We start from the raw sequence: 24781 nt of genomic DNA on the forward strand, positions 1-24781 counted from the left end.
GGGTGCAAAACCTCAATCGAGCGTTTTGCGCGACATGATCTGGTTTCGCTATTTTTCGATTTCAAGAGGAGCGACCCGAAAAAATAGCGCTCTCCTCATGCGGCTGCTAACACATTGGAAAGGAACAACTATCAAGCTGGCACGCTCAAAAAGTTCATTGATGTCTGTAAAATTTTAGGCCACATTAATAATGTCACGAAAGGAGATGAAGCATGCAATTCTCATCCGATCTCGAACGGCAACTGAATGGCTACGGCCTGACCACCGCACACATCCTCTACCGCATTCCCGATTTCGAATCCGTTCTGCAGACGTATGTCTGGCAGGACTATGATCTGGCCCCTGATTTTCCCGAGATGCACAAGTTCCTCGATTTCTGGCAGGCAAGTCTCGACGGCCCGCTCCATTCCGTCCGCTACACCCACCAGAGGCTGATCGGGCCGAACGAATGGCGACGCGTCGAAGGAGAGTTCAAGCTGCAATGAGGGCTTGAAACTAAAATCTGCTATTCCTAGCTCTTCCGCGGCCAGAGCTTGATGAGCTCGGTCTTTTTCCGCACGTCTGTTCAGAGTGAGGCTAAAATGGAAGATACATACGATTTCATCAAAAATCTTGACGTGATGGAGCGCGAGGAGATTTTCGTCGATATCGCCCGCGCCCTCGAGCAAACGGCGAGGGACGCTTTTATCGAAGGCTACGGTCAGTTCGCAGTGATGTCCACGAGCATGGCTGAAGCAATACGTATTAACGCCGACGAGCTTGCCCGTGATGATCTGCACAATTCCGAACGCGTATTGCAACAGGCAACGGCGGTGATTGCGAAGTTCAAGGCTGCGCATCCCTACCCGCTGGTGAGCAAGTCCGTGCACTGATGGGTACCGCGACGTTGATCGCTTTCTGCAGCGACTCAAAGGTTCCGCTGGCGCGCTCACGCCTCTTGCTTTCCTCAGCGCGACATGGTCCTCAATCGCGCTGGGCCGCCCGATCGGGAAATCTTCAGCGTGGCGCCTGAAACCTTCCCGGTGGAACCTTCTGTGTCGGCGACATAGGCGCAAATTAGGTTCTGCCGGAACCGACATGATCTGCCATGATGTGCCGATCAGCAATGTCGCCAACTGCCGCCTGTTAAAATCATTGGCCTGAGACAATGGCGCTTAATGCGCGTCGCCGGTATGAGTGATGATCGATTCCAACCGTTCTAAGCTCTTGAACGACACTGCTGGCTTGCGGCTGGCAATGACAGGCTGCACGCGAGGCGTTTTGGTCACCTAAGCTGCATTTGCTCTTGATGAGAAATCGAACCGTCACTCGACAGGTCATGGGATTGACTACCTAAGCATTTGATTTGCTCGCCGTTGCTATTCCCACATCACCCCCACCGCGGCGGTGCGCCAATATGGGCCTTGAGTGCCTCCGTAAACGCCCTGACCTTGGCGGACGGTACCTGGAGGGCGCGCAGGAGATAGACGCCTGACGACCTCTCGTTCCATCCCTCGCCGCGGAGCTTTAGCCGGATGAGATCACCTGCCTGAGTAGAGGGGCCCGATACCCAGCTTGGCAAAAAGGCCACTCCCATTCCGCAGATCGCGGCGCTATTGAGCGCTTCAAAATCATCGGACCGGAAAGCCACCTGTTTGCTGGCGTCGCCGGCCGGACATCCGAGAATGTCAGACCATCCGAGCAGATCATTGCCATGGAGCTTGTCGAGAAGGCGATGACGGCGGAGCGCAGTCTCGTCCTCCGGCTCGCCATGCTGTTCGACATAGCCACGACTTGCAACGAGAATGCGGTCGAGCGGAGCAAGCTTCGTGGCAATCAGAGAGCTGTCCGCAAGCTCCCCCATCCTCACCACGAGGTCAAGCCGTTCGGCGACGGGATCAGCCAGCCGCTCGGTAAGATCCAGCTCGACATGCAGGCCCGGGTGTGCGTGCGCTAGCGATGCGAGAACAGGGATAACATAGCGTTTTCCGAAAGTTGGGAAACAAGCGATCCGCAGCGTGCCGCTGACCGCACTATCGAAGGCGGCAACCTCGGAATGGGTATCGGCCAGATCATCGAGCAGGCGCTGAGCGCGCTCAAACAGGTGATGGCCTGCGTCCGTCAATGACAACGCCCGTGTCGATCGAACAAGAAGGGTAACGCCAAGATCCTGTTCGAGCGCATCGATCTGTCGAACGACGGCCGAAGGCGTGACGGCCCTGCGCCGAGAGGCAGCCGAGAAGCTCCCTGTGCGGACAACGTCGACGTAAACAGCGAGATGTTCAGCGAACCGTGGGTCTCTCATCTTTGCCTACAGCGCAAAACCGTTTCGACCATTCAGTTCGTTATCATCTGCGGGCATCCGGCGCACTCTCCTTCTCGTCAACGGGCGGTTGCCCAACAAACAGAAGGAACACTCCAATGGTCAAGGTCCTAGATACAATTCTTTCCCAGTCCGCCTATTCCGCAGAGATCGACGTTCCGCTCGAAAAGATCAATATTGCCGACTGGCTCTTCACCCTGCCGGAAGCCGAATACCTGCGCTGCTGCCCGCCTGATCACATTGCAGCCGGCGTCACTTGGACCGACGACGGTCGTCGCATGTCGATCAATGTTGAGCAGATCGGCTCGGGCCTCGTCGTGCAGCATTATGTAGCCGAGGTCGCCGAACCTGCCTACTGCCGCATGAACTCAACCTCCGATGTCTTCACAGCCAACGGCCGGACCCAGGTAAATGTGATCTGGGAACTGATCGCCGAGAAGATCGACGATGGCAGGACCCGCTATACCAACAAGGTCACCGCCCATCCGACCGATGCGTTCATGGCTTTCCTCAGCGAGCACAGCATCAAGTTTGAAGATGCTGCGGCAGCTCGTCAGGCTGCAGGCGGCGACCACAACAGTCGTGAAACACCCCTCTTTGCCGCAAGCATCGCCCGCCGGGCCCTTTCCAAGTAAGGAGTTATCCAATGAAAGCGGTCACCTTCGATGCCTTCGGAGGCGCGGATGTTCTGCGCCTCGCCGATGTACCCAAGCCCGAATTGCGCCAAGATGATCTTCTGATCAAGGTCATGGCGGCCGGTGTCAACCGCGCCGATCTTCTTCAACGCGAAGGCGTCTATGGCTCGCAAGGTTACGGAGACAGTCCTATTCTCGGGCTTGAGGTCGCTGGCGAAGTCATGGCCATTGGAGACTCCGTTAGCGGTTTTGCTGTCGGAGACCGTGTCATGGGCATCGTCGGTGGGGGCGCATATGCTCAGTATGCACGGCTCGACAGCGGGATGGCCGCTGCCATTCCGACAGGGATGTCCTTCATGGAGGCGGCCGCAGTCATGGAAAGCTTCGTCACGGGCTGGGAGGCGCTTACCCATCTCGGGCACGTCGCAAAAGGTGAGACCGTCCTCGTTCATGCTGCAGCAGGCGGCATCGGATCGGCCGCCGTCCAGCGTGCAAAGACTGCCGGAGCCACTGTCCTGGCCACTGCTTCGGCAAGCAACATCGACAACGTGCTGTCACTTGGTGCCGATGCTGTTTATGATTACAAACGGGCGGATTTCGAGGCGGAGGTCGTCGATGCAACAGCATCTCGTGGGGTCGATCTGATCATCGAATTTGTCGGCGGGTCCTACCTCGCCCGTAACATTCGCAGCCTTGCTCCCGGCGGGCGGCTCATCCAGGTCGGTCTTCTAGGGCGCGATGACAACGCCATCATTCCGCTCGGCGTGGTGCTTCATAACCACCTACGGCTGATCGGAACAGTCATGAAGTCACGGTCGAGAGCGGAAAAGAGAGAAATGGTCCGGCGCTTCAGGGACCAGGTTCTGCCGATCACGGGACAGGTGCTTAAGCCGATCGTTGCAGCGATATATCCGCTCACGGCTGCATCGGAAGCCCATCGCCGAATGGAGGCGGGCGGGTTGTTTGGGAAGATCGTTCTAACAGATTTTCCCGAATGACGCAGCACACGGCGCATCCGACAAATATGCGTTGATGGGAGTCGAACTGCCGACCCGCTGTCTACCCGTGAGCATATCACCCGTCATACTATCGCTTTGCCGCGCCCGCTGCCAATGCCCAACCGCCACCCCACTGCCCTCGAAAGAAATCCAGGGATTGGGTCTCCGCGAGGACTGAATTTTTGATGGGATTTAGTCATTTGCATCGGCTCCTTTTTTTAGTGTTCACTGCGCACCATAAGGCTTTTATTGGGCTTCAGGCGCCGGGACGTCGCCGTGTGCGAACATGTGTGGGCCGACGAAGATAGGGATGCACCATGTCGCGCTGGACTGGGCCCGGTTGCACGATCGCCACCTGCGCGACGAGATCGAAGAAGGTGCGCGGTTTGAGCAGCATTTCCGATCCAAAAATGGTCTAGCACCTCCTCGCCCCGGGGCCCAGACAAGGCGTCGGGTAGAGGGCGGCGAGGCGAAGGCCGGGACGCTGGCAACAGCGACCTATCTGAGAGAGCTGGCTCGATCGCTCAAGAAGATACCGGGCTGCCAGAGAAGGCGAACCATAAGCGGCTGCGAACCTGCGAGCTTCATTGGAAGAAGTTCCCTCGGACCGGTTTGCTTCGGTCACTGTCAAGACCCTGAAAGGTAGGCCAATGTGGGCACCGATCGATGCTGACGCGATCAGGGAGGTACTCACGACGTAGAATTTTTGGACGCGGGTTGGACGATCGGAGGAAAAAAGGAGCGCAGAAGCGCCAAGAGGCCGGCGGTCACGCCCGTCATGCACACGCCCGTCCAACCATAGCGGCTCCACGCCCATCCCCCTATGGCAGCACCGATCGCCATTCCGATCATGGCACCGGTCATCAGCAGACCGTTCAAACGGCTGCGCGCATTGGGATCGATGGCGGTCACGATGGTCTGGTGCGAGACCAGTCCCGCCATCACTCCGAAATCGAAGATGACGGCGCCCACGACGAGCGCTACCATCGAATGCGGATACATCAACATGAGCGCGAATGCTGCGGCCACCAACAAGCAGCCCACCCGGATCACTACGAACGGCCCCTTGCGATCCGCAAAGCCTCCGAAGAGCGGTGCGCCAAAGGCCCCGGCCGCACCAACCAATCCGAAGGCTCCTGCCAAGCCCGGGCCAAACTGGAATGGCGGCTCGGCCAACATGAGGGCAAGTGTGGACCAGAATGCGCCTAGGGTAGCGGCCAGTAACCCCTGAATTGCCAATGCCTTTCTTAGTATGGGGTGTCGATAGGTGAGTGTCGCAAGGCTGCGAAGCAGGCCCGCATAGGTGCCTGTCGCCGTCACGGACTGCTGCGGTAGAAACCGCCAAAAGGCTAGCGCCAGAAGCGCCACGATCGCGGCTGCAATCCCGAACATCGTTCGCCAGCCAAGAAGGTCTCCGACTAATCCTCCGACCGTTCGAGACAAGAGGATGCCACAAAGCAATCCCGTGGTGACCAGCCCAATCGTGCGGCCACGCCGCTCTTCGGTCGAGTGCTGCGCAGCAAGCGGAATGAAATCCTGCCCGACACTGCCAAGCAATCCGAGCGTCAGACTGGCGAAAAGCATAACCGAGAAGCTCGGAGCGGTCGCGGCCGCCAACAGAGCGGCGACGAGCAGGGCGAATTTCGAGAAGATCAGGCGCTTGCGATCCACGAGGTCACCAAGCGGGGCCAATAACATCATCCCGGCCGCATAGCCTGCCTGCGTTATGGCAGGCACGAGGCTCGCTTGCTCCGGTGACACAGCAAAGTCCGCTTGCACCAATGGGATGACAGGCTGGACGTAGCAGACATTGGCTACTCCAACGCCCGATCCAATCGCCATGAGCCAGACGAGCGCAGGCGCGGCTGCCTGTCGATCTTGAATTTTTTCGGTGAGATCTGCCTGTTTTGGCATCGCGTGGCTCCACTGGACACGGACCGGTAGACCCAAGGTCAGCGTCGCTCGTTGTTTTGTCGAGAAGCGGGCCTCATTTGACGCGCTGCCATTCGATCCTTATTTCGGTGCCTTCTGGCCTGCGAAACTTTTCGGTCATCCGGTCACCCGTCACGACCAAAGTGAGATCATCGCGCGTTCGCACGCTGCCAACCCAGTTCGGAAATGTCGCGCCTTCGACACGGTTGCCGCTGAATTCTCCCTTCTCATCGACCGTGTACGTGCCGAAGAACCCGATGCTGCGCGACATGGCCGTGCGATTTTCATCGTCCGTTCCTTCACCGCGAGCATTGGAAGCAAACCGCGGGACGTCCGCGTCGGTCAGAACTTCTACGAAGTGCATGTCGGGCGTGAAGACGAGAAGACCGTTGGGCTTTTCTCCATAAGCAGCAATATTTTTGCCACCGGGATCGATGGTTGCCGACACCATGCGCCAGGTGCCGGCGACCTGGTTTTCAGCTGCCTGCACGAACGCGGAAGACGAAACGCCGAAGGCTAGAGCCACCAGAGCTGATCGAATGAACATTTTATCTCCTTTCCTGTTCTTGGGGGGCCCTGTTTCTGGACCATTGGGTTTACCGATCCTGCCTGTCGGCGGAATCTGCCACGTCTCGCTGCGCCTCAAGGGCGGAAAGGCGCGCGGAAAGCGCTTGTGAGATCGACAAATAGGCGGTGCTACCCAGCGTTAGACGCAATGGCGGCTTGTCGCTCTCGGCGGCTGATATAATCGCGGACGCGGTACGCGCAGCATCCCCCTTGATCTCGAAGCTTCCATCGCTGATCGCCCGTCGAACGGCGCCGGCAGGGGTTTGCTCATAGGCATCCAACGGTATGGCCTGGACAAGGTTGGCTCCGAAATTCGTGCCCGTCGGCCCCGGCTCAGCGATGATGAAATCGATGCCTAGAGGTGCCACCTCCTGTGCCACGGCTTCGACAAAACCCTCGATACCCCATTTTGTCGCGTGATAGAGGCTGAAACCCGGATAGGCGATCTGCCCACCCTCGGACGAAACTTGGACAATCCGTCCACCGCCCTGCTTACGAAGAAGAGGCAATACGGCACGGATCAGATGAATGGATCCAGTCAAATTCGTGGCGAGCTGCCGGTCAATCTGTTCCGTTGTGAGCTCTTCCGCGGCACCAAACAGGCCGTAGCCAGCATTGCTCACGATCACGTCTATTCCGCCGTGCCGCTGGAAGGCTGCTTCAACCGCCGCGACAATGCTCTCTGGCTCGACCAGATCGAGCTGAACCACGTCCAGGCGCTCGCGGTATTCCTGCTCGAGTTGCGTCAGTGGTCCCGGGCGGCGAACCGTTGCAATCACGGTGTGCCCCTGGGTGAGTAGTTGCTGCGTCATCTCCAGACCGAGCCCGGAGGAAGCGCCGGTTATGAACCATGTCGTTGGCATGCGATTTTCCTCGTTCGTTCATGCTCGAGTGTAGACGTGGGAGATTGGTGGTATAAGATCCTCAATTTGGGATGAAGTAGTGAGGATGATTCACGGATATGCGGCCCAGCTTGAACGACCTTGCCGCCTTTGCCGCGGTGGCCAATCACCAGAGCTTCCGTAAGGCGGCCGACACAATGGGGGTTTCGCGCTCCGCTCTCAGCCATGCGATCATCGGGCTGGAGGCAAAACTGGGCGTGCGGCTCTTCAACCGGACGACACGCAGCGTCTCGCTGACGCATGCCGGCGCGCGCCTGCTGGCCCGCCTCGACCCGGTTCTTCAGGATCTCGATCGGGCACTCGATACCCTTTCGGAGGAGCGCGGCACTCCAGCCGGAGTATTGCGGATCAATTCCAACAAGAGCGGCGCACGCATTCTGCTCGCAGACGTCGTGCCGCGCTTTTTGGACCTCTACCCAGACGTAGAGCTTGATCTCGTGTCGGAAGGCCGGCTCGTCGATATCGTGGAACAGGGTTTCGACGCCGGAATACGCTTGCTGGAAACTGTTCCAAAAGACATGGTCGCGGTGAAGTTCGGAGGCGACGTGCGTTTCATCGCGGTGGCGGCGCCGTCCTACCTCGACGGTAAAGAAAGACCACATACACCCGACGATCTTCATGGGCATTGCTGTATTCGCCAGCGCCTGCCGAGCGGAAAGCGCTATCGCTGGGAGTTTTCCAGACGCGGCGCCGAAGTTGCAATCGATGTGCCGGGCAATCTCACCCTCGATGACAGCGACCTTCTGGTGCAGGCGGCGGCGGACGGCCGTGGCATTGCCTACGTGCCGGAATACTTCGCCTGGCCATTCCTGGAGTCCGGCCAGCTGGTGACTGTCCTTGACGAGTGGTGCCCGGCGACACCGGGGCTGGCGCTCTATTATCCACGCAGCCGGCATGTGCCGTCACCGCTACGGGCCTTCATTGACCTCCTGCGAAAGGTTGGTACTGCCCGCACGCCGGTGCAGGAGGTGGTCTCGTAACGCGGCTGCGTCGGAGTAACCTAACTGATGTTGGTGATCTCGATGCTGGTAACGTTGAGGAGGTTCTTGAAGAATGGTTTTCCTACCTGTCGGGTTTCAGTCTGTACTACCCGACTGACGGAGAACTTCGCCGGCTTTCCGCACATCAATCGGGCATTTCAAGAAGGTGTGTAACGCGACCAGCTCTGAATTTCTTCGACCTTCCGCCCGGCCGCTCGGAGATGTCGAAGCTCTGTGAGTCCGGCGCTTGGCCCCGCTACTAGCCCGGAGCTGCGCATGGCCATCGGCCGAATTGCGAACGTGTCGATCGCCTAATGCCTGATCGGATGGCGCTTCAGATGCATGCCCGGGCACCTGCCGCGCGATTAGCCGTAAGTGAGCCGCTCGATCACCGATTGTCGTCGGACACGCGAGTAGCACGAAAGCTTACCTAGCTTCACACGGCGCTCAAAAGCCATGCCGTGCGCGGCCACGCACTGACAGCTGCTTAGATCGGGATCAACAGCACCAGCGAATGCATTGCACTGACGTCTTGAAAGATCGTCGGGCAATGCCCCACAAGGTTATGGGCAATGATCCCGATAGCCATCGAGATCAATAAGGGAGTACGTGCGTGTCACTGCGCCGACCTTACTTGTTGGTATCATTCGTAAATCGCATCTCAAACTTGAACCCATCCGAACGTCGTTCCAACCCAGGCAACTTCTCTGTCGCGGTGACCTTGCCGGCTCCCATTTGTCGGCGAACCCCGAAAGCATCAATTGCGCGGAAGTGGCTGCTGTTAAGCGCTGGTCGCGATGAATCGCCACGCTAAAATAGCGGCCAGACGATGCGGTGCGGCGTGATCTGCATAGTCCTCAGTTTCGATGATCCTGCGTAGATCGACCAGGCTGCGATAGCGCACGATGACGATGTCGTCCCAGCCTTCCGGTTCGGTCGGCACCAGCGTCGACAGCTGGCGGCCAGCATGGACAAGCTCATAGGCAATTCCCATCTGGGCCGCGATTTGGCCGAATGCGCCGGCATATCCTTCATAGTAGGCGGCACGGGCAGACGGCTTTCGATCGGCGAACCCGTCCGGGTAGAGCGGGCTAGCCCTGAAGGTCAGAAGGTTTACCATTACCACAGGCCCGTCCCCCATCCGCGCGATGGCCTCGTCCAGAGCTCGCATCGGCAATGTGACGTCATGCATATTTTACCTCCTGACATTTTTCGTCATTGCGTCAACGTTTGACATTTTCCGTCAGAATGTCAAGATGGGCCATGGATGCTAGAGCCGAAAGAGAAGAGCAGATCCTCCGCGCCGCCGAATCCGTTTTCGTGCGCTACGGGTTTGCGCGGACGACCATGGGCGATATTGCCAAGGCGGCAGGGATGTCGCGCCCGGCTCTTTATATTCAGTTTCAGGACAAGGAAGCGATCTTCAGCCGCGTCATCGAAAACATGGACGCGCAGGCGCTGACAAAGATCAGGACGGCGATCGCCAGGATCGGGCCGCTCGACGAAAAGCTGCTTCATGCCTGCACGAGTTGGGGCATGCATGGGGTCGAACTCGCGGCCGCGTTTCCGGATGCGGCTGATCTCTTTGATCTCCGATTCACGGCCGTCCGCCAAGTCTATCGAAACTTTCAGGCACTGCTCGTCGAGATCCTCCAGGCGAATATGAAAACCTGGCCGCTACCCATTTCTCCCGAGGACTATGCTCTGACGCTCACCTATGGGATGCGGGGCTTGCGGTATGCTGCTCAGGATGTCCAGGATATGAAGCGGCTTATCGGGGTTCATGTCGCTATTTATAGCGAGCCGTTAGCGGCCCGTCGTTAGTCAAGCAAATTTTCGTTTGCTCAGCGAGGGCAACGCGCCTCTGCACTGCCAATCTGCAACCGGCCCGGAGCCGCAAGCAAGGAGATCAGCATGCCCGCCTTTTTCGTCCACGGCGTCCCCGAGACGCACCGGCTTTGGGAGCCCGTCATCGAAAGGCTCGGCCGGAAAGACATCATTGCCATCGATCTGCCGGGCTTCTCGTCAGCTGTTCCCGGTGGCTTCGATGCATCAAAGGAGGCTTATGTCGAGTGGTTGATAACGCGCATTGAGACAGTCGGCGAGCCGGTCGATCTGGTGGCGCACGATTGGGGAGCGATCATGACGCTGCGCGTTGCGTCCCTGCGGCCGGATTTGGTACGGAGCTGGGCGGGCGGCGGCTGCGCGATCAAGGCTGACCATCCATGGCACCCTTTGGCAAGGCTCTGGCAGACTCCAGGCGAGGGCGAAGCGTATTTCGCTGATCTCAACCGTGCTGCGATGAGGACACGTCTGCTTGAGGACGGATCGTCGTCGGCCGACGCCGATCGGATCGTGGCGGACGTGGACGACCGCATGGGCGATTGTATCCTGCGGCTCTACCGCTCGGCGCTGAATGTCGGGCGAGAATGGCAGCCAGGCCTCGCCAACATCATTGCACCGACGCTGGTCCTTCACGGCCTAAAGGACAGGCCGGTTCCGCCGGAATTGGCGAAGTCACTGGCTAACGACATCGGGGCGCGCGAGGTGTTTCTGCTCGACGCAGGACATTGGTATCCGCTCCAGCGACCCGATGAGATGGTAAGGGTGTTGAACACATTCTGGAGCCTGTAATCAATCGACACGTTTGAGCATGCAGCAATCGGGATGGCACGCAAGCCTTCCGCTACCGCACGTCTGCTTCGACCCGCGCCACATTGCTTCCTGTTCCGCTCGCTGTCATGGGCTTACGCGATCGAAACTTGGCAGGACCGTGCGCCGCTTGCTTAAGGCTTTATCTGATAACAAGGATGGGGCTATTCCGGATACGAACCGCCCCGCTCTTGAGACCGGTTTTGAAGTGAGATGATATGCCTGCCTATCATGCCTCCAGAGTGTCCGCTCTCGAAATGACCGGCAGTCGGCACTTGTATCTGACGTTTCGAACCGGGCCGGATCTTCTACAACTTCGCTGAATTGGTTGCCGACAGGTCGTTGCATGGGAAGCCAGCTCAATGCTCGTGGAATCGAGATGGACTTAGTCTCGGCCGACCGCCCCACTGCTACACTTGGTTACAGTTTTGACCCAACATCGAGAAACTTGTGCGACGCCCTCAAGGTAAGTTCCGTCTGTCGAAACGGATCGATTAGCGCCAAGCGTCATCGCTTCGTTATTGATCTGAAACATGAAAGGAAACCCTTATGGATGATTTTCGAGAGGATTATCTGAGCCGTTTGCAACCGGGGCGTCATAGCATTGTCCGAACTCTCCTGGCCGACGTCTTTCTCCTGGTTGCCGCTATAGGAACGGGCCTGACGCTGAACTTCCTGGTCGCCTGACTGCACGTGAACCAAGAGCACCAGCTAACCGAAGCGGTAGTGGACGAACACATGAGCTGCAACGCGCCCCATCAGGTCGCTCAAGATGTTTGCCAACTCTTTCCCCGCCGACCTTGTGGATCGCTATTGTCGCTCTACTTAGAGCATCGGGCAAGATCTTTGCATCTTCAGGCTGGTCGCCTCGCCTCCACAAGAGACATGTTGCTATTCGAGAGGTTGCCAATTGAGCGCCGCACGAAGTTCCCGCTATAGCCATCCAAAAGATGGTAGGCACCAGCGTCAATCCAGCGATAGAGTTTTGTCAAAAGGCCGGCTCTTGTTCGAAATACTGATATGTGACGTGCTTCGAGACGCCTGCCCTCACTGTTCGGTGACCAATGTCAGTCTATCGCACCCCATCTTCCCGGACGATCAACGGGGCTGCATCCAACAACTACTGACGCCGTTCAGCCTTTGAAAGACGTCCCGTGGTCCGATGATCGACGTTGACTTCCGTCATTTCAATCTGCATACCTTCTTTCGGTAAGTTACTTATGGTAGGTATTTTTGTCATAAGGGCGCCGTCGTGTCAAAACCTGCCGAAAGATCGCAAGAACCAGTTTTGTTTATCGGCGGCGCCGGCGAGGTCGGTCGCTGGGCTTCCCGCTTTTTGCGCGAGTTCCATCCGTACGTGCCGATCCTCATCGGCGGACGCAACGAGGAGCGCACCCGCCGGGCGGCGGCGGCTGTTGTCGGCGCGTCTGCGGTCGTGGTCGATCTGGCAGCCTCCGACCTGGGGCTCGGCGACCTCCGCCCCTCTGCGGTCGCGACACTATTCTCCGATGGCTCGGGGGCAGCGCTTCTCTGGGCTCAGCGAAGACAGGTTGGGCATATAAGTATTTCGCCGGCCGTTGGCGAACTAGGCATCGAGGTAGCATCTTTCATGCATCGGCCTTTGGCGGCGCCGGTCGTTCTTGGTACGGAGTGGCTGGTCGGCGCGACGAGCGTACCCTCACTGTTGTTTGCGCAGGAATTTCGTTGCTTGGAAAATGTTCGAATCGAGGCCGTTCTCGACGAAGAGGATGTGTTCGGACCGGCGGCAAATGCAGATCTTGAACGTCAGATTTATGCAGGTGCCATGGCTCTCATCCGAAAGGATGGAGCCTGGCGTTGGCTCAGCGGCGATGACACGGCGTCCAAGGTGCGCGCGGTTGATGGAACGGAACTGGACGCGAATGCCTCCTCGCCGAACGATGTCCTGCTGTTGGCAAACGCAACCGGCGCGCGCAACGTGCGATTTGATCTTGCTGTCGGAATGAGTTCGTCCCGTCGTGAAGGAGGCGGGGTATCGACTGAAATCATCATCAATCTTCGGGGCCAAGACCATGTAGGCAGCCCCCTCAGCAAGCGGTATGCGATCGTTCATCCAGCTGGGCAGATGCCGTTGACCGGCCTGGGCGTCGCACTTGTTCTCGAACGTCTCGCCGGCCTCGCCACCGAATCAGCTCGACCAGGGCTCTATTTTCCTGCCCAGCTTATTGAACACTCGACTTACCTCGACCGGCTGCGCGGCTCCGGCGGGAAGGTCCTTGAACTGGAGCCGCTCCCACTGTGACATCAAGGGGAGGATACTTGATGTCCTTAGCTCCAAACACGTGACCAATGCCCAGGCGGCAACATTCCGCGATAGGCGGCGTCTGACAGGTCACCTGCAGCTTCACCAACATGCGTTGCGACCGCTAAGGCGACGCGATGCAACTTGGGCGGCTTTAACGGTTGCCGTAGCGTCGTCCAGTCTTGTAGCCTTGTTGCATCGCAATGTTCTGAAATTCGGTTGAAAGTACATTCCATGGCGGAAACCACAGCGAATTCGAGGATCATCGGGATAGACCTTACCCGTTCGATCGCTATTTTCTTTGCAATGCTCAGCCATGTCTGGGTCGTTACCGCAATGGATCAATTCTGGAGTGGCCCATCTGCAGCCGTCGTGCGCGCCGTTATGGCGCTGGCGACGCCCACCTTCATCCTGCTTTTCGGCACGATGCTCGAGATCATCTACCGACCCAAATTCCTTCAAGGTGAACAAGGGCCTGTTACCGTGCGGCTTCTTTCGCGTGCCATTCAATGCTGGCTGCTATACTGCCTGTCGGTCGTGGTGCTGTATTTGGTCCCGGACGGATATTCGCTGAAATTCTCGATCGCGACCATGATGCTTCTGGGAGTGACGCCCTTCACGGACATTCTGAAATTCTACGCCGTCGTTCTTTTCCTCGCCCCAGCCCTGTTGCTATTGCGCAACAAAACCGGTCTGCTGCCACTCCTCTTCGCCGCGGTTGCAATCCATGCAGTTCACCCAACGCTTCGAGGACTGCCGAGCCCGATCGATTTTCAGATGGGCATGAACGCGGAAAGAGTAGCGACGTTTTTGTTCGGCATTGGGGACGGCAAGCTTGGCGGGCCATCGATCCTACATGGACTAAGCCTGATCGTCGGAGGAATGACATTTGGAAGGCTCATCGCAGGTGACCGAGGCGCTCGCTCTGAAACAACGGGCAGCATTGCAAAACGAGCGTCATTCCTGCTGGCCGCTTCAGCTCTGGCGGTAGCAATCGGCGCTTTCTTGAGCCGTGAAGGCTTGCTCGCGGAGCTCGGCGACATGTCGCTGCGAATGGAGAGCGATCCGCTTTATTTTGCTGCCGGCCTCAGCGGCGCCGTTTGTCTTACCTCCTTGGCCGTCCTTGCCACTCAGGGATTGCCTGACGAGGGAAAGAAAAAGTTGGAAAGGCTCGTTTTCTTTGGGCGCGCCAGCCTCTTCACCTTCGCCTTTGGCAACATGATCCTTTACGCGTGGCGCGGTACGCCGGACACCATTGGATCGGCCGCTTTGCAAGCCGTGTTGATAAGCATAATCATTATCGGCCTGAGTTACCTGTTCGATCGGGAAATGCGACGCAGGGGAAGACTGTCCACGGTCGTCAAATCCATTCAGGCGAAAATAACATCATTCGTGAAGATGCTGATAGCGTTGCGCATCCCCAGAGCGGAACAGACCTGATCTGCCAGAAATGCCGCATTGACCGGCCGTGTGGGGCACGGATCGCAAGCGTATTTTGCCTCGCGTTTTCCACGAAGGCCAATGCCCCGCGCCGACAGGAGCACCACGCAGAAAAATGACTGCAAGCCACGACAAGCTCCACGGGCCTGATATGAGGTGTTGTCTTCGGCGTTCAGGTGTCGAGCCTGCGTATCTGCGACTGAAGCTTCGCCAAGCGGGACCCGCTCGACGACATTGCAGTCAGGGTTTTCATATGGGGGAGCCTATCGCGAGTCTGTCACAGAACTTCCCCGGGGCGCCGTGAAAATGTATCAAATTGCAACCGGACACCGCATTTTAGCCAAAAGCACCAAGCCGTTTCGTTTTAGCTTCAATCTGGCCTTCATGAACGGCTGAGATCATGCCTGGCAATCTCCCCATGCCGTTCAGGTTGGCCGCAAGAAGAAGCCTGGCAAAGTCCGACGGCTTCGGGCTGACCCCGACCTAATGCGGTCGTGAAGCTATCAACATCCGACCGGGAGGGAGTTAACGTAACGACTGCAACGAGGGGACAATGCGGTGACGCCCGTGAGGCAAATGGTCTCTGGGGATTGATCCGCTCTGATAAGGTGGGCCATTAAGCCGGCACCAAGCTCATGCATCAATCTGGAATAAAGACCTATCGGCCTGATTCCCCCCGCACTGCGAGCGCGATTGTCCAAGATGATTCTAGTCGAAATGAGTCTCTTCAACGGCCTGAGGCCTTCTGGTAGGCATTGTTTCCAGATGTGTCATCCCAAATCCCTCGCCGTATTTCAGGCCGTAGCCTAGTGCCCTGTCCAGGCCAATATGGGCAGCCCACACCAGCCCTATTGTCGCGAGCCTGGTTTCGCTCCCCAAGGTACCTCCGGCAATCAACGCGAGCGGCGGGACGTACCAGTGAGCTGCATTGTAAAGTGCTGCCCCAACCCTCTTGTTGGCAATGTAGCCGACCATAGACAAATCGGGGGCAATGATTAGCGCGGCAAATAGCCACCAGCTCGCGTCGAGCTTGGCGTATAACACCGTGGCGCCAACAAGTACCGCTAGCCCCTCAAGGCGAAGAAGCGCTTTGGGTGCTCCAGTGACAGAACCTGTCATATCCTTATCTCCGAAAATTGTAGGGGATTTGGTATCGGCCTGTCGGAGAGACTGACCCAATCTCCGGGCTGGTCAACTTCTTTTCGAAAGCGATGGGCCATATGATGGCTTCGCGGGCCACGACCTTCTGCCAAGCCGCATCGCTGATGAACGTCCTGTTGGGTGCCTGCACCATTGAGGTCCCCTCGCCGAGCTGTCGGCGTCGCCACGATCGATTATCGCAGATCGAAGGATGCTCCCCGGGAATCACAGTTGAAAGACGCCTGGCCTCGAAAGTCGTTCGACCGACGACGGCTGCCTGTTGTCCAAACCCGTTAATCCCGAACCGGCCTCATGAGACTAAGTTGGGGTGCGAGGACTTCCGGTCAGCTTTCGGAGCAGAACAGCGATAAGCTGTCATTCGCGACCACCACAAGCTTTCCCGAAAAACGACGGCGTTCGGGCAACGTCGTGCCCAGCCTCAGGTCCAGCCGGTGACTATCCTTCGGCGGCCAACATCGACAGCCGTTCACGCAGCCAGCGTTGTGCCGGATGGTAAGTAGCCCGGTCGTGCCAGATACTCACGATTGTATGTCCTGGGATGGCGAGGGGCGGTTCCAGCACTTGCAGGCGATCCGACCAGCCGACCGCAAGACGCCGAGGAACCAGCGCAATCATGTCGGACCGCGATACGACCTCCGGCACGATCAGGAACCCCGACGTGGACAAAGCTACGGTGCGGCGGCGGCCGACGGCCTCGAGTGCCGCATCGGTAGGCCCCGAGAACCCGCCGCCCTGGAGAGACACCACAACGTGCTCCAAAGCACAGAACACGTCCAGGCTGACATGTCCTTGTACGGCCGGGTGTCCCTGCCGGGCGATCACCGTGTAATCCTCATAATAGAGCTGATGCTGGCGCATGGCCGCCGGTGCATGGTTCGGAGTTGCCACGGCCAGGTCGACCTCGCCGCGCTCCAGCTGTGCGGGGAGCGCCAGAACGTCCAGGGCACGCCAAGCGATGCGGACCATGGGCGCCTCGGTCCTGAGCGCGACCGAAAACCGGGTGAGCAGCGCATACTGCTGGTAGTCGCTCGCGGCGATCACCAGAGTAGCCTGCATGGTTGCCGGGTCGAACGGTGCTCCATCTGCCACCACCCTGCGGACACCCTCCAGAGCTTCATGCAATGGCTGTTGAAGCTCGACTGCGCGCTGGGTCAGGACCATCCCGCGCTGTGCCGGAATGAGGAGGGGATCGCCGAGGGCGTCACGAAGCCGCGCCAACCGGGCCGATAAGGCAGGCTGGCTCAGGTTGAGGCGCCGGGCGGCGCGCGTGACGTTCCCTTCCGCCAGAAGGGCTTCGAGCGTGACAAGCAGGCCGAGATCGAGGGTTTTGGTATTCATCCGTTGGATAACAACACGTAGAAGGTTCGATTTCAACCTCGGCGACAATCCGAGCATTATGCCGAGCGGCCGTCGGCTCTCAGAAGATCCATCGACATTATGGATAGCAGGTTGGTGGACACTCTCCACCAAACCGCGTCCCAGCTTAAGCGGAGAACATCATGATTTTACCCTACACGATCAACATCCCTGACGAACGGCTCGCTTCAATCAGAGCCAAAGTCGAGGCTTATGACTGGAGCCAGCTGCCGGATGCGGGAGGCTGGTCAGCGGGGGTCGGGGTTGATGACCTGAAGCGACTCGCCACTTATTGGCGGGACAGCTACGACTGGCGTGCGGTCGAACGACGCCTCAACGCACTCCCCAATTTCACGACCGACGTGGAAGGCGAGCACCTCCACTTCATTCATGTGAAGGGCGACGGCTCCAAGCCGCCCGTCCTGCTTGTCCACGGCTGGCCGGGCTCGTATCTCGAGTTCGAGCGGCTCCTGGAGCCGCTCGCGGCGGACGGGCACGATGTTGTTGTTCCCTCGCTTCCTGGCTTCGCGTTTTCCAACCCGATCGCGCGCCCGATCGGCATGCGGCGGGCTGCTGCCCTCGTACATGGGCTGATGATCAAACTGTTCGGCGACGCGCGGTATTTCGTTCAAGGGGGGGATTGGGGCCACGGCATCGCGGTCTGGGCAGCGCACGATCGACCGGACGCTCTGCTAGGCATCCATATCAACATGATGACGGTGTGCGCGAGGGACGCCGCTGCGACGACCGATGAGGAGAAGTCTTTCGCCACCAGGCGGGCCGCGATCGCCGATTGGGAGAGCGCCTATTTTCAGGAGCAGGCAACCCGTCCGCAGACGCTTGGCGTCGCCATGGCCGACAGCCCGATCGGAGCGGCGGGCTGGATACTCGAGAAGTTCGGTAAGTGGGCCGACCTTCCGACAACCGCCGAAGGCGGGCCCGACATCTGGAGCAAGTTTTCCGAGGAGGAACTCCTTACCAACATCATGCTCTACATAGCGCCCACATCGTTCGTGACTGCAACCTGGATCTACTACGGCACCCGGCTTGAGGATTCCCTGACGCTTCCGGCCGGCACCCGCATCCAGGTGCCGACCGGTTTTGCGGCCTTCCCCGATCCAGTATTCCTGCCGCCGCCGCGCTCGTTCGCGGAGAAGACCTTTAACATCGTGCATTGGACCGATATGCTGCGGGGTGGCCATTTCGCCGCGCTGGAAGAGCCGGAACTGATGCTGGCCGACCTGCGCGCCTTTATCGCGACAGTTCTGGAACCGCGCTCCTGAAGGTGGGTGATCTCCGTTTCCGAAGTCCCGCGCTTGGCGCTGGCGGCGCAGGGCTTCAATGCCCTGCGTGGTCACGACCGCATCGGCGCAGGCCAGCTGTGAAGGGCGATCAACCGGCTTGGCCTGCTCCAGATCCACAGCGTCGAGCCCCGCCACCTAACCCGTAACGCCATCTATGTGCCGCAACGACGGGTCTTAGCGCGTGTTTTCGGCCATCCCCTAAACGCGGAGCCCCTAACGCACGTATGGCCGCAGCACCGTGATCCTAGTCCACGCAACGCGCGCGTTCGAGTGACAGCTTTCGGGGAGGCGCTCGGGGCTTCGGACCGGCAATGAAGGGTCGAGAGCAGTCAGATATGAATGGCCCGACGATGTCTGGAAGTGGCGCATTCCGGCCAACTCGGCAGGTTCAACTGATCTTGGAAAACCAAACCAGGTATCACTAAAAGGAAATCGATTCCGCTGTACCACGCGGATCGACAAATGTTGCCACTTGGAACGCAAATGAAAATTTCGGCTGATGACCTCAGGTTGTCGCCCATTTTGATGGCCAGAAATCAAATGAGGTTGGATGGTCGCGGCCCAACTGACTTGAGACCGAGGCAGCAACCTTCGACAGTTTTGGAAGATCGATACCCGTGGATACACCCATGCCCTCAAGCATATAGACGAGCTCCTCGGTTGCAACATTTCCCGTGGCTCCATTGGCATAGGGGCAGCCACCCAAGCCACCGACGGAGGCGTCGAACGTGGTCACACCTGCCTCAAGGCATGCGAGGATATTGGCGAGTGCCTGCCCATAGGTGTTGTGCTCGTGAAGAGCGACGGCTGTGATTGGCATTTCACCGGCGACGGCACGAACCATTGCCGCTGCAGCCTTTGGTGTTCCGGTCCCGATCGTGTCGCCGAGCGACACTTCGTAGCAACCAAGATCGTAAAGCCTCCGTGCGACAGAGACCACCGAGTGAAGCGACACCCCGCCTTCATAGGGACACCCGAGAACACAGGACACGTAGCCGCGCACTCGCATACCTGCCTCTCTGGCGCCTTCCAGAACGGGCGCAAAGCGACCGAAACTTTCTTCAATGGAGCAATTGATATTCTTCTGAGAAAAGCTTTCGGAGGCAGACGCAAAGATCGCTATCTCTTCCGTCCCCGCACCGCGCGCCGCTTCGAAACCTTTCAAATTCGGAACCAGCATCTGAAACGTCACGCCCTCTCGTCGTCCGAGCGTCATGAGAACTTCGGCGGAACCCGCCATCTGAGGCACCCATTTCGGCGAGACGAAGCTGCCGACCTCGATGGTTTTCAGCCCCGCGTCGATCAAGCCTTCGATCATCTGCACACGCTCGACGACTCCCAGTGGGCGCGCCTCATTCTGCAGCCCGTCCCGGGGCCCGACTTCGACGATCCTGATTTTATCCATCGTTGCATCTCTTATTCAGTTTCTTTGGAACTCTTCGCGCAGGAAAGCGCAAAACCGTGAATCTGCGCCGTAGGCGACGTTGACGCGCATTGCCGGTGTGACCGGCGCATCGCGGTCAACGTGGAAAACGCTCGCCGGTGCGATGAAGATGTTTGCCTCGGCGGCCCGACGGCAGAACGCGACCTCATCGATCTGCTTCGGGAGGGGTACCCAGATGTAGAAGCCGCGGACCTTTGGAAGTGAAACCTGCAGTCCGACGTCACCAAGCGCCCGGGCCGTCGCCTTCGTGCCCTCTTCGATCCAGCCGCGCAGGCGCCTCAGGTTCTTGAGATACTGTCCACTCTCGATCATCTCGAGAACGACGCGCTCGACATGAACGGATGTCGCCACCATGGTGATCATCTTGAGGTCCACCAGACTGCGAATGATGTCCGGGGCGCCTGCGACGTAACCGCAGCGCAAGCTTGCAGACAGTGTTTTCGAAAACGAGCCGACATACAGCACCCGCTGCTGCTGGCCGAATGCTGCCAGGCGCGGCAGGGTCGGGGCAATCAGGTCGGCGAAAATATCGTCCTCGACCAGCCGAAAATCATGCACCTCCGCCATTTGCAGCAAACTAAAGGCGTGGGCAGGCGACAGCGTTCCGCCGGTGGGGTTGTGGGCCTGGCTTTGTGTGAAGAACAGCTTGGGACGGTGGACCATGAGTTTCTGGCGTATGTCGTCGAGATCCGGCCCCTCCTCCAATCTCCGAATAGGAACGACATTGGCCTTGGCGAGCCTAAGCTTGGCAAACAGCGGATAATAGCCTGGGCTGTCAACGAAGACGGTATCGCCCGGCTCCAGAAAATGCCGAATAATGAGATCGAGGCCATGGTTGACCCCGCTCGTGAGCATGATGCCATCTGTGTCAGTGGCGATCGAGCGTTCCGCAAGCGCCAAGCGGAGCCATTCGCGAAGAGCCCCAAGACCCCAGGAGCTCCCGTACCCGAAATCTACCTCGGCGGTCGCGCTGCGGCTTGTGCGTAAAATGCGCCGCATATCAGCGTCCTCGGTCCAGCTTGCCGGCGGACGGCCGTCCCCGGGACGGGTCTGATAGTTCTGGTCGAGCTGCTCGCGCAGCAGCGACATTATGCCCAATGCCTCTGTGACATCAGGTTTCACCCTCGGCACTGGCGCAGGACGGTTCTCCGAGACGTAGTAGCCAGAGCCCTGATGTGAGACGGCAAGTCCTCGAGCGACAAGTCGGTCATAGGCTTCGGCCATGGTATTCTTTGACACGCCGAATTGTTCAGCGCCTCGTCTGACAGATGGGAGCCTGTGGCCCGGCCCGTAAACGCCGGATGCGATTTGACCGCTGACATGGGCAACGATGGTATCGACCCGCTTCAATTTGTCCCACCCTTCGATTGGGACAGTGCCCCGAATATACCGGACAACTGTCCCTTGATTATCACTATGATTTTAGGACAGTTTGTTCGGATTACAAGTATGCATGTATTGGTTTGGGAGTGAGCCATGACAACGAGGACGGTAACGTCGCGCATGGAGAACATGCGCAATCTTTCCCCTACAGAACGATTAGAGCAGGTTGCCTTGGCAACTTCGCTGAACGAAGAGGCGCGCTCTGCTCTCAGTTCCACAGACGCACTTCCGGTCTCCCGGGCAAACGGGATGATCGAGAACGTCATAGGCACGTTCCAGCTGCCGCTCGGCGTCGCAACCAATTTCACAATCAACGGCAAAGACTATCTCGTGCCTATGGCCGTCGAAGAACCGTCCGTGGTCGCGGCGGCCTCCTATATGGCCAGGATTGTGCGCGGCTGCGGCGGCTTCCAGACGTCTTCTACCCCACCGATCATGCGTGCCCAGGTGCAAATTCTCGGCGTCGCTGACCCCTTCGGGGCCAGGCTCGCCATCCTTGCAGCACGCGACGAGATCGTGACGGCAGCGAACGCAAAGGACCCGGTTCTCGTCAAGTTCGGCGGCGGATGTCGGGATATAGAAGTCCACGTCTTCCCCTCGACGACGCGCGGAGCAATGGTCGTGCTGCACCTGCTCGTTGATGTTCGCGACGCCATGGGTGCGAACACCGTCAACACGATGGCCGAGGCCATCGCCCCGATCGCAGAGCAGATCACCGGTGGCGAAGTCAGGCTTCGTATCCTTTCCAATCTTGCTGATCTGCGTCTTGCCCGCGCTCGCATCGAGGTGACCGAAGAAGCGCTTACCACAAAGGCTTTCGCCGGCCGAAGGATGATGGAAGGTATCGTAGACGCTTACGAGTTCGCCGCTGTCGATCCCTACAGGGCCGCAACCCACAACAAGGGCATCATGAACGGCATCGATCCGGTCGTGGTTGCAACCGGTAACGACTGGCGCGCAATCGAAGCCGGCGCCCATGCTTATGCCGCTCGTTCGGGACGCTACACCTCGCTGACGACTTGGGAAATCAGCACAAAAGGAACCCTTGTCGGTACGGTGGAGATGCCTATGGCAATGGGCCTTGTCGGCGGAGCAACTAAGACGCATCCGGCTGCCCAGGCAGCACTCCAGATCCTCAACGTCGAAACTGCGGTCGAACTCGCAGAAGTAACAGTTGCCGTTGGGCTCGCGCAGAACATGGCGGCGCTTAGGGCCCTTGCAACTGAAGGCATTCAGCGAGGCCACATGGCTCTCCACGCCCGAAACATTGCCATTGGCGCCGGCGCACAGGGCAAGGAGATTGATCTCGTCGCCGGCAGGCTTGCTGCAGACCACGACGTGCGCTCGGCCCGGGCTGAAGAGATCCTGGCCGAATTGCGAAAGTAATTAAAGTCTGCGACCGGACAAGGAGGAGCTTTCCGGTTTCGCGTCATTTGGGAGGATGATGATGACTGAACCTGATGAGTTGCGCGCCGTAGGCACGCAGGGCCAACTTGCGGAGATATGGGGCGACGTCGTCTCACGTCCGCAACTCGGCAAGGCCATGACGATTGGCGCTGTGATGAGCGTCGCCGTTTATTTCGCAGCACTCCAAATAATAGCGCCGCTGGCTGCCACGCCGGCCGTTGGCAAGGCACTTGCCATGCTCGCGGGCATTATCGGCTCTGTCGCGAGCGGTGCAGTGTGCGCCAGAATATTCCCGCCCAAACGTGTGATTTCCGAGCATGTCGCGGACGCGAGCGCTTGGCAGATTGAAGTGATCGAACAAATGGAACAGGACGGCGGCCCAATCGGACGCCTGAGCGACCTTCCACCTGTCGTGGCGGAGGAAATGAGGCAGGTCGGTCTTTACGACGTCTTCCGGAACTACGAACAAGGCCGCGGTACCGGCCGTAAGGGGGAGTGACATGGACGGCCTACTTTACGAAATTGTCCTCGCTCTTGGCCTTGGCCTTCTCGGCGCAATCCTGTTTTCCGCCATTGGCCTGATCTCGGGAACAGACGAAACGACGACAATCGCGCCAGTGACCCTTCTGGTTGTTCTCCTCGGCGCCCCGCCGGCGGGCGTGTTTACTTTTTGGATGTGCGCCGCGATATCCAAACATATGACCCACGCTGTTCCAACGGCGCTTTTGGGCATTCCTGGAGATACGCTTGCTCTCCCCCTCCTCCAGCAAGCCACGGCGCTGCGGAACCTGGGCGCACCCCATGTGGCGTTGCGCAAGATGTTGGCCGGTTCGGTTATCTCGGCTTTCGTCGCCGTGCCGCTTGCCGTGCTGTTCGCGGTGATCCTCGCCCCGTTCGGGACTTACATCACCGCGTCCGCGCCGTGGCTGTTCATCGGGGCGGCCGTTATCATCGCCTATTTTTCCACCGGTCGCTGGGCATCAGTCGTCGCACTCGTGCCCTTCACTTTGATAATCGTTGCACTGCAAGGCTTCACCGCCGCCAACAACGTGAAGCTCGGCGTTAGTTACTTTCTCGGCATTGCAGTGGGTCCGCTTGTCGCTGAACTTGTCTCGGCACTGTCTCCGTTGGAAAAGAGGCGTATGAACCGAGGCGAGCTGCGCCAGACAACCCTTGCGCCGGATGTCAAAAGCTGGGGCGGCTATTTTCCAAACCCGTTCAGGGTTCTCGATCGTAGTCAGGTTACAACAACAGCGGCCGCAGCGGCTGTTACAAGCGCCACTTTCGTTTTCAGTCCGGTTGCTGTCACGGTTATCGCTGGCGAAATCGTCGGCGCCCGCATCAAACATGCCTATCATCGGCTTACCTCGGTTCTGGCGGTCCGCAACGGCGTGACTGAGTCGACTTACATCGCGGAAGCGCTCATCCCGCTCATCGCCTTCGGCCTGCCGCTTAGCCCGGTCGCAGCTGGTCCCGCGGCGCCACTCTTCAACGCCCCCCCACGCTTCACCGTCGACACCGCGACCGGAGCGGTGAACAATCTTCACACGATGATGTCGGTCCCCGAGTTCCTCGTTTGGGGTTTGATTTCCGTCGTAATCGCCGCTGCCATAGCCTATCCGTTTGCCATGAACCATGCCCGCAGCGCTGCGGCATTCGTCGCCAAATACATAAGCCACGAGGCGATCATCGCGACTTTCGTCGGCTTAGTTTTGGTCATCGGTCTCTGGGAAGGTGGCATTTTGGCCCTTCTGGTTATCGTTACAGTCGGTCTGGTCGGCGGCATTCTCTATCGCGTATTGGGCATGAATACCGGTGTCCAGTTTATGGGTTACTACGCTGCGATACTGAGCGTCCCGGCAATCATGAAGCTCCTGGGTTGACCGATGCGGGTGCTCGAAGAGCGACATAACCAACCCGAGCAGGAGAGGACGATGAAAAAATTGCTTTTGATGGTTACCTTGACCTCGGTGTTGGCTTCCTTGAACACCGCCGCAAGGGCCGCTGATACGAGCATCGCACTTCCTACAATCGAGA

At 58.7% G+C, this 24781-nt stretch carries 23 protein-coding genes and 1 pseudogene; 14 read left to right on the plus strand and 10 right to left on the minus strand.

All coding sequences use genetic code 11. The features are described 5' to 3' along the window. Positions 1-212 precede the first annotated feature (212 nt). Both RAC79_RS15590 and RAC79_RS15595 read left to right on the plus strand, forming a co-directional pair. On the plus strand, positions 213-485 hold the full coding sequence (locus RAC79_RS15590) for an usg protein (RefSeq protein ID WP_374997238.1): 273 nt from the start codon (positions 213-215) through the stop codon (positions 483-485). Positions 486-581: 96 nt separating this feature from the next. Beyond that, positions 582-872, plus strand: coding sequence for a hypothetical protein (locus tag RAC79_RS15595; RefSeq protein WP_374997239.1), 291 nt, complete (start codon positions 582-584; stop codon positions 870-872). Positions 873-1369: 497 nt separating this feature from the next. Here RAC79_RS15595 and RAC79_RS15600 read toward each other — a convergent pair whose 3' ends face one another. Beyond that, on the minus strand, positions 1370-2284 hold the full coding sequence (locus RAC79_RS15600) for a LysR family transcriptional regulator (protein WP_142187537.1): 915 nt from the start codon (positions 2282-2284) through the stop codon (positions 1370-1372). A 116-nt stretch (positions 2285-2400) separates the two neighbouring features. On the opposite strand from RAC79_RS15600, the gene RAC79_RS15605 reads away from it, so the two are divergent. Together RAC79_RS15605 and RAC79_RS15610 are read left to right on the plus strand one after the other, a co-directional pair. Next, positions 2401-2937 (plus strand): hypothetical protein, encoded by a 537-nt coding sequence (locus tag RAC79_RS15605; protein ID WP_374997240.1) that lies wholly within the window; start codon positions 2401-2403, stop codon positions 2935-2937. 11 nt (positions 2938-2948) lie between these two features. Continuing rightward, positions 2949-3935 (plus strand): NAD(P)H-quinone oxidoreductase, encoded by a 987-nt coding sequence (locus RAC79_RS15610; RefSeq protein WP_374997241.1) that lies wholly within the window; start codon positions 2949-2951, stop codon positions 3933-3935. A 295-nt stretch (positions 3936-4230) separates the two neighbouring features. On the opposite strand, the pseudogene RAC79_RS15615 reads toward RAC79_RS15610, so the two are convergent. From RAC79_RS15615 to RAC79_RS15630, 4 genes and pseudogenes are all read right to left on the minus strand, one after another. Next, a pseudogene (locus RAC79_RS15615) lies at positions 4231-4326 on the minus strand (hypothetical protein); the annotation flags it as partial. 299 nt (positions 4327-4625) lie between these two features. Then, on the minus strand, positions 4626-5849 hold the full coding sequence (locus RAC79_RS15620; protein WP_374997242.1) for an MFS transporter: 1224 nt from the start codon (positions 5847-5849) through the stop codon (positions 4626-4628). A gap of 73 nt (positions 5850-5922) precedes the next feature. Continuing rightward, positions 5923-6414, minus strand: a complete 492-nt coding sequence (locus RAC79_RS15625) for a lipocalin-like domain-containing protein (RefSeq protein WP_142187532.1) — start codon at positions 6412-6414, stop codon at positions 5923-5925. 49 nt (positions 6415-6463) lie between these two features. Further along, on the minus strand, positions 6464-7297 hold the full coding sequence (locus RAC79_RS15630; RefSeq protein WP_374997243.1) for an SDR family oxidoreductase: 834 nt from the start codon (positions 7295-7297) through the stop codon (positions 6464-6466). Between the two features lie 98 nt (positions 7298-7395). On the opposite strand from RAC79_RS15630, the gene RAC79_RS15635 reads away from it, so the two are divergent. Then, positions 7396-8316 (plus strand): LysR family transcriptional regulator, encoded by a 921-nt coding sequence (locus RAC79_RS15635; RefSeq protein ID WP_374997244.1) that lies wholly within the window; start codon positions 7396-7398, stop codon positions 8314-8316. 781 nt (positions 8317-9097) lie between these two features. Here the strand turns inward: RAC79_RS15635 and RAC79_RS15640 are convergent. Beyond that, positions 9098-9508, minus strand: coding sequence for a hypothetical protein (locus RAC79_RS15640; RefSeq protein ID WP_374997245.1), 411 nt, complete (start codon positions 9506-9508; stop codon positions 9098-9100). A gap of 71 nt (positions 9509-9579) precedes the next feature. Between RAC79_RS15640 and RAC79_RS15645 the strand changes: the two genes are divergently transcribed. The 5 genes from RAC79_RS15645 to opgC all read left to right on the plus strand — a co-directional run bounded on the left by RAC79_RS15645 (position 9580) and on the right by opgC (position 14689). Beyond that, positions 9580-10140: a TetR/AcrR family transcriptional regulator gene (locus RAC79_RS15645; RefSeq protein ID WP_374997246.1), complete on the plus strand. Its 561-nt coding sequence runs from the start codon at positions 9580-9582 to the stop codon at positions 10138-10140. 90 nt (positions 10141-10230) lie between these two features. After that, positions 10231-10950 carry an alpha/beta fold hydrolase gene (locus tag RAC79_RS15650; RefSeq protein ID WP_374997247.1) on the plus strand — a complete coding sequence of 240 codons (720 nt, stop codon included), beginning with the start codon at positions 10231-10233 and terminating at the stop codon, positions 10948-10950. 567 nt (positions 10951-11517) lie between these two features. Further along, complete coding sequence (locus RAC79_RS15655; protein ID WP_220331337.1) at positions 11518-11655, plus strand: hypothetical protein; 138 nt, start codon at positions 11518-11520, stop codon at positions 11653-11655. A gap of 565 nt (positions 11656-12220) precedes the next feature. Further along, on the plus strand, positions 12221-13249 hold the full coding sequence (locus RAC79_RS15660; RefSeq protein ID WP_374997248.1) for an NAD(P)-dependent oxidoreductase: 1029 nt from the start codon (positions 12221-12223) through the stop codon (positions 13247-13249). Positions 13250-13483: 234 nt separating this feature from the next. Continuing rightward, positions 13484-14689, plus strand: a complete 1206-nt coding sequence (gene opgC / locus RAC79_RS15665) for an OpgC domain-containing protein (protein ID WP_374997249.1) — start codon at positions 13484-13486, stop codon at positions 14687-14689. Positions 14690-15397: 708 nt separating this feature from the next. On the opposite strand, the gene RAC79_RS15670 is transcribed toward opgC, so the two are convergent. Beyond that, positions 15398-15808 (minus strand): DUF4260 domain-containing protein, encoded by a 411-nt coding sequence (locus tag RAC79_RS15670; RefSeq protein WP_374997250.1) that lies wholly within the window; start codon positions 15806-15808, stop codon positions 15398-15400. A 477-nt stretch (positions 15809-16285) separates the two neighbouring features. Beyond that, entirely contained in the window at positions 16286-17188 is a 903-nt protein-coding gene (locus RAC79_RS15675) for a LysR family transcriptional regulator (protein WP_374997251.1), read from the minus strand. Between the two features lie 161 nt (positions 17189-17349). Here RAC79_RS15675 and RAC79_RS15680 point away from each other — a divergent pair, with 161 nt between their 5' ends. Next, positions 17350-18489 carry an epoxide hydrolase family protein gene (locus tag RAC79_RS15680; protein WP_374997253.1) on the plus strand — a complete coding sequence of 380 codons (1140 nt, stop codon included), beginning with the start codon at positions 17350-17352 and terminating at the stop codon, positions 18487-18489. Positions 18490-19015: 526 nt separating this feature from the next. Here the strand turns inward: RAC79_RS15680 and RAC79_RS15685 are convergent. Both RAC79_RS15685 and RAC79_RS15690 read right to left on the minus strand, forming a co-directional pair. After that, on the minus strand, positions 19016-19915 hold the full coding sequence (locus RAC79_RS15685; RefSeq protein ID WP_374997254.1) for a hydroxymethylglutaryl-CoA lyase: 900 nt from the start codon (positions 19913-19915) through the stop codon (positions 19016-19018). 15 nt (positions 19916-19930) lie between these two features. Beyond that, positions 19931-21304 carry a PLP-dependent aminotransferase family protein gene (locus RAC79_RS15690; protein WP_374997255.1) on the minus strand — a complete coding sequence of 458 codons (1374 nt, stop codon included), beginning with the start codon at positions 21302-21304 and terminating at the stop codon, positions 19931-19933. 126 nt (positions 21305-21430) lie between these two features. On the opposite strand from RAC79_RS15690, the gene RAC79_RS15695 reads away from it, so the two are divergent. The 3 genes from RAC79_RS15695 to RAC79_RS15705 all read left to right on the plus strand — a co-directional run bounded on the left by RAC79_RS15695 (position 21431) and on the right by RAC79_RS15705 (position 24627). Continuing rightward, positions 21431-22723: a hydroxymethylglutaryl-CoA reductase, degradative gene (locus RAC79_RS15695; RefSeq protein WP_374997256.1), complete on the plus strand. Its 1293-nt coding sequence runs from the start codon at positions 21431-21433 to the stop codon at positions 22721-22723. Between the two features lie 61 nt (positions 22724-22784). Next, positions 22785-23243: a hypothetical protein gene (locus RAC79_RS15700; protein WP_374997257.1), complete on the plus strand. Its 459-nt coding sequence runs from the start codon at positions 22785-22787 to the stop codon at positions 23241-23243. Position 23244: 1 nt separating this feature from the next. Further along, on the plus strand, positions 23245-24627 hold the full coding sequence (locus tag RAC79_RS15705; RefSeq protein WP_374997258.1) for a tripartite tricarboxylate transporter permease: 1383 nt from the start codon (positions 23245-23247) through the stop codon (positions 24625-24627). Positions 24628-24781: the final 154 nt, after the last annotated feature.

Origin of the sequence: Agrobacterium sp. LR_9 (assembly GCF_041954855.1) — a bacterium.
Lineage (GTDB): Bacteria > Pseudomonadota > Alphaproteobacteria > Rhizobiales > Rhizobiaceae > Agrobacterium > Agrobacterium leguminum.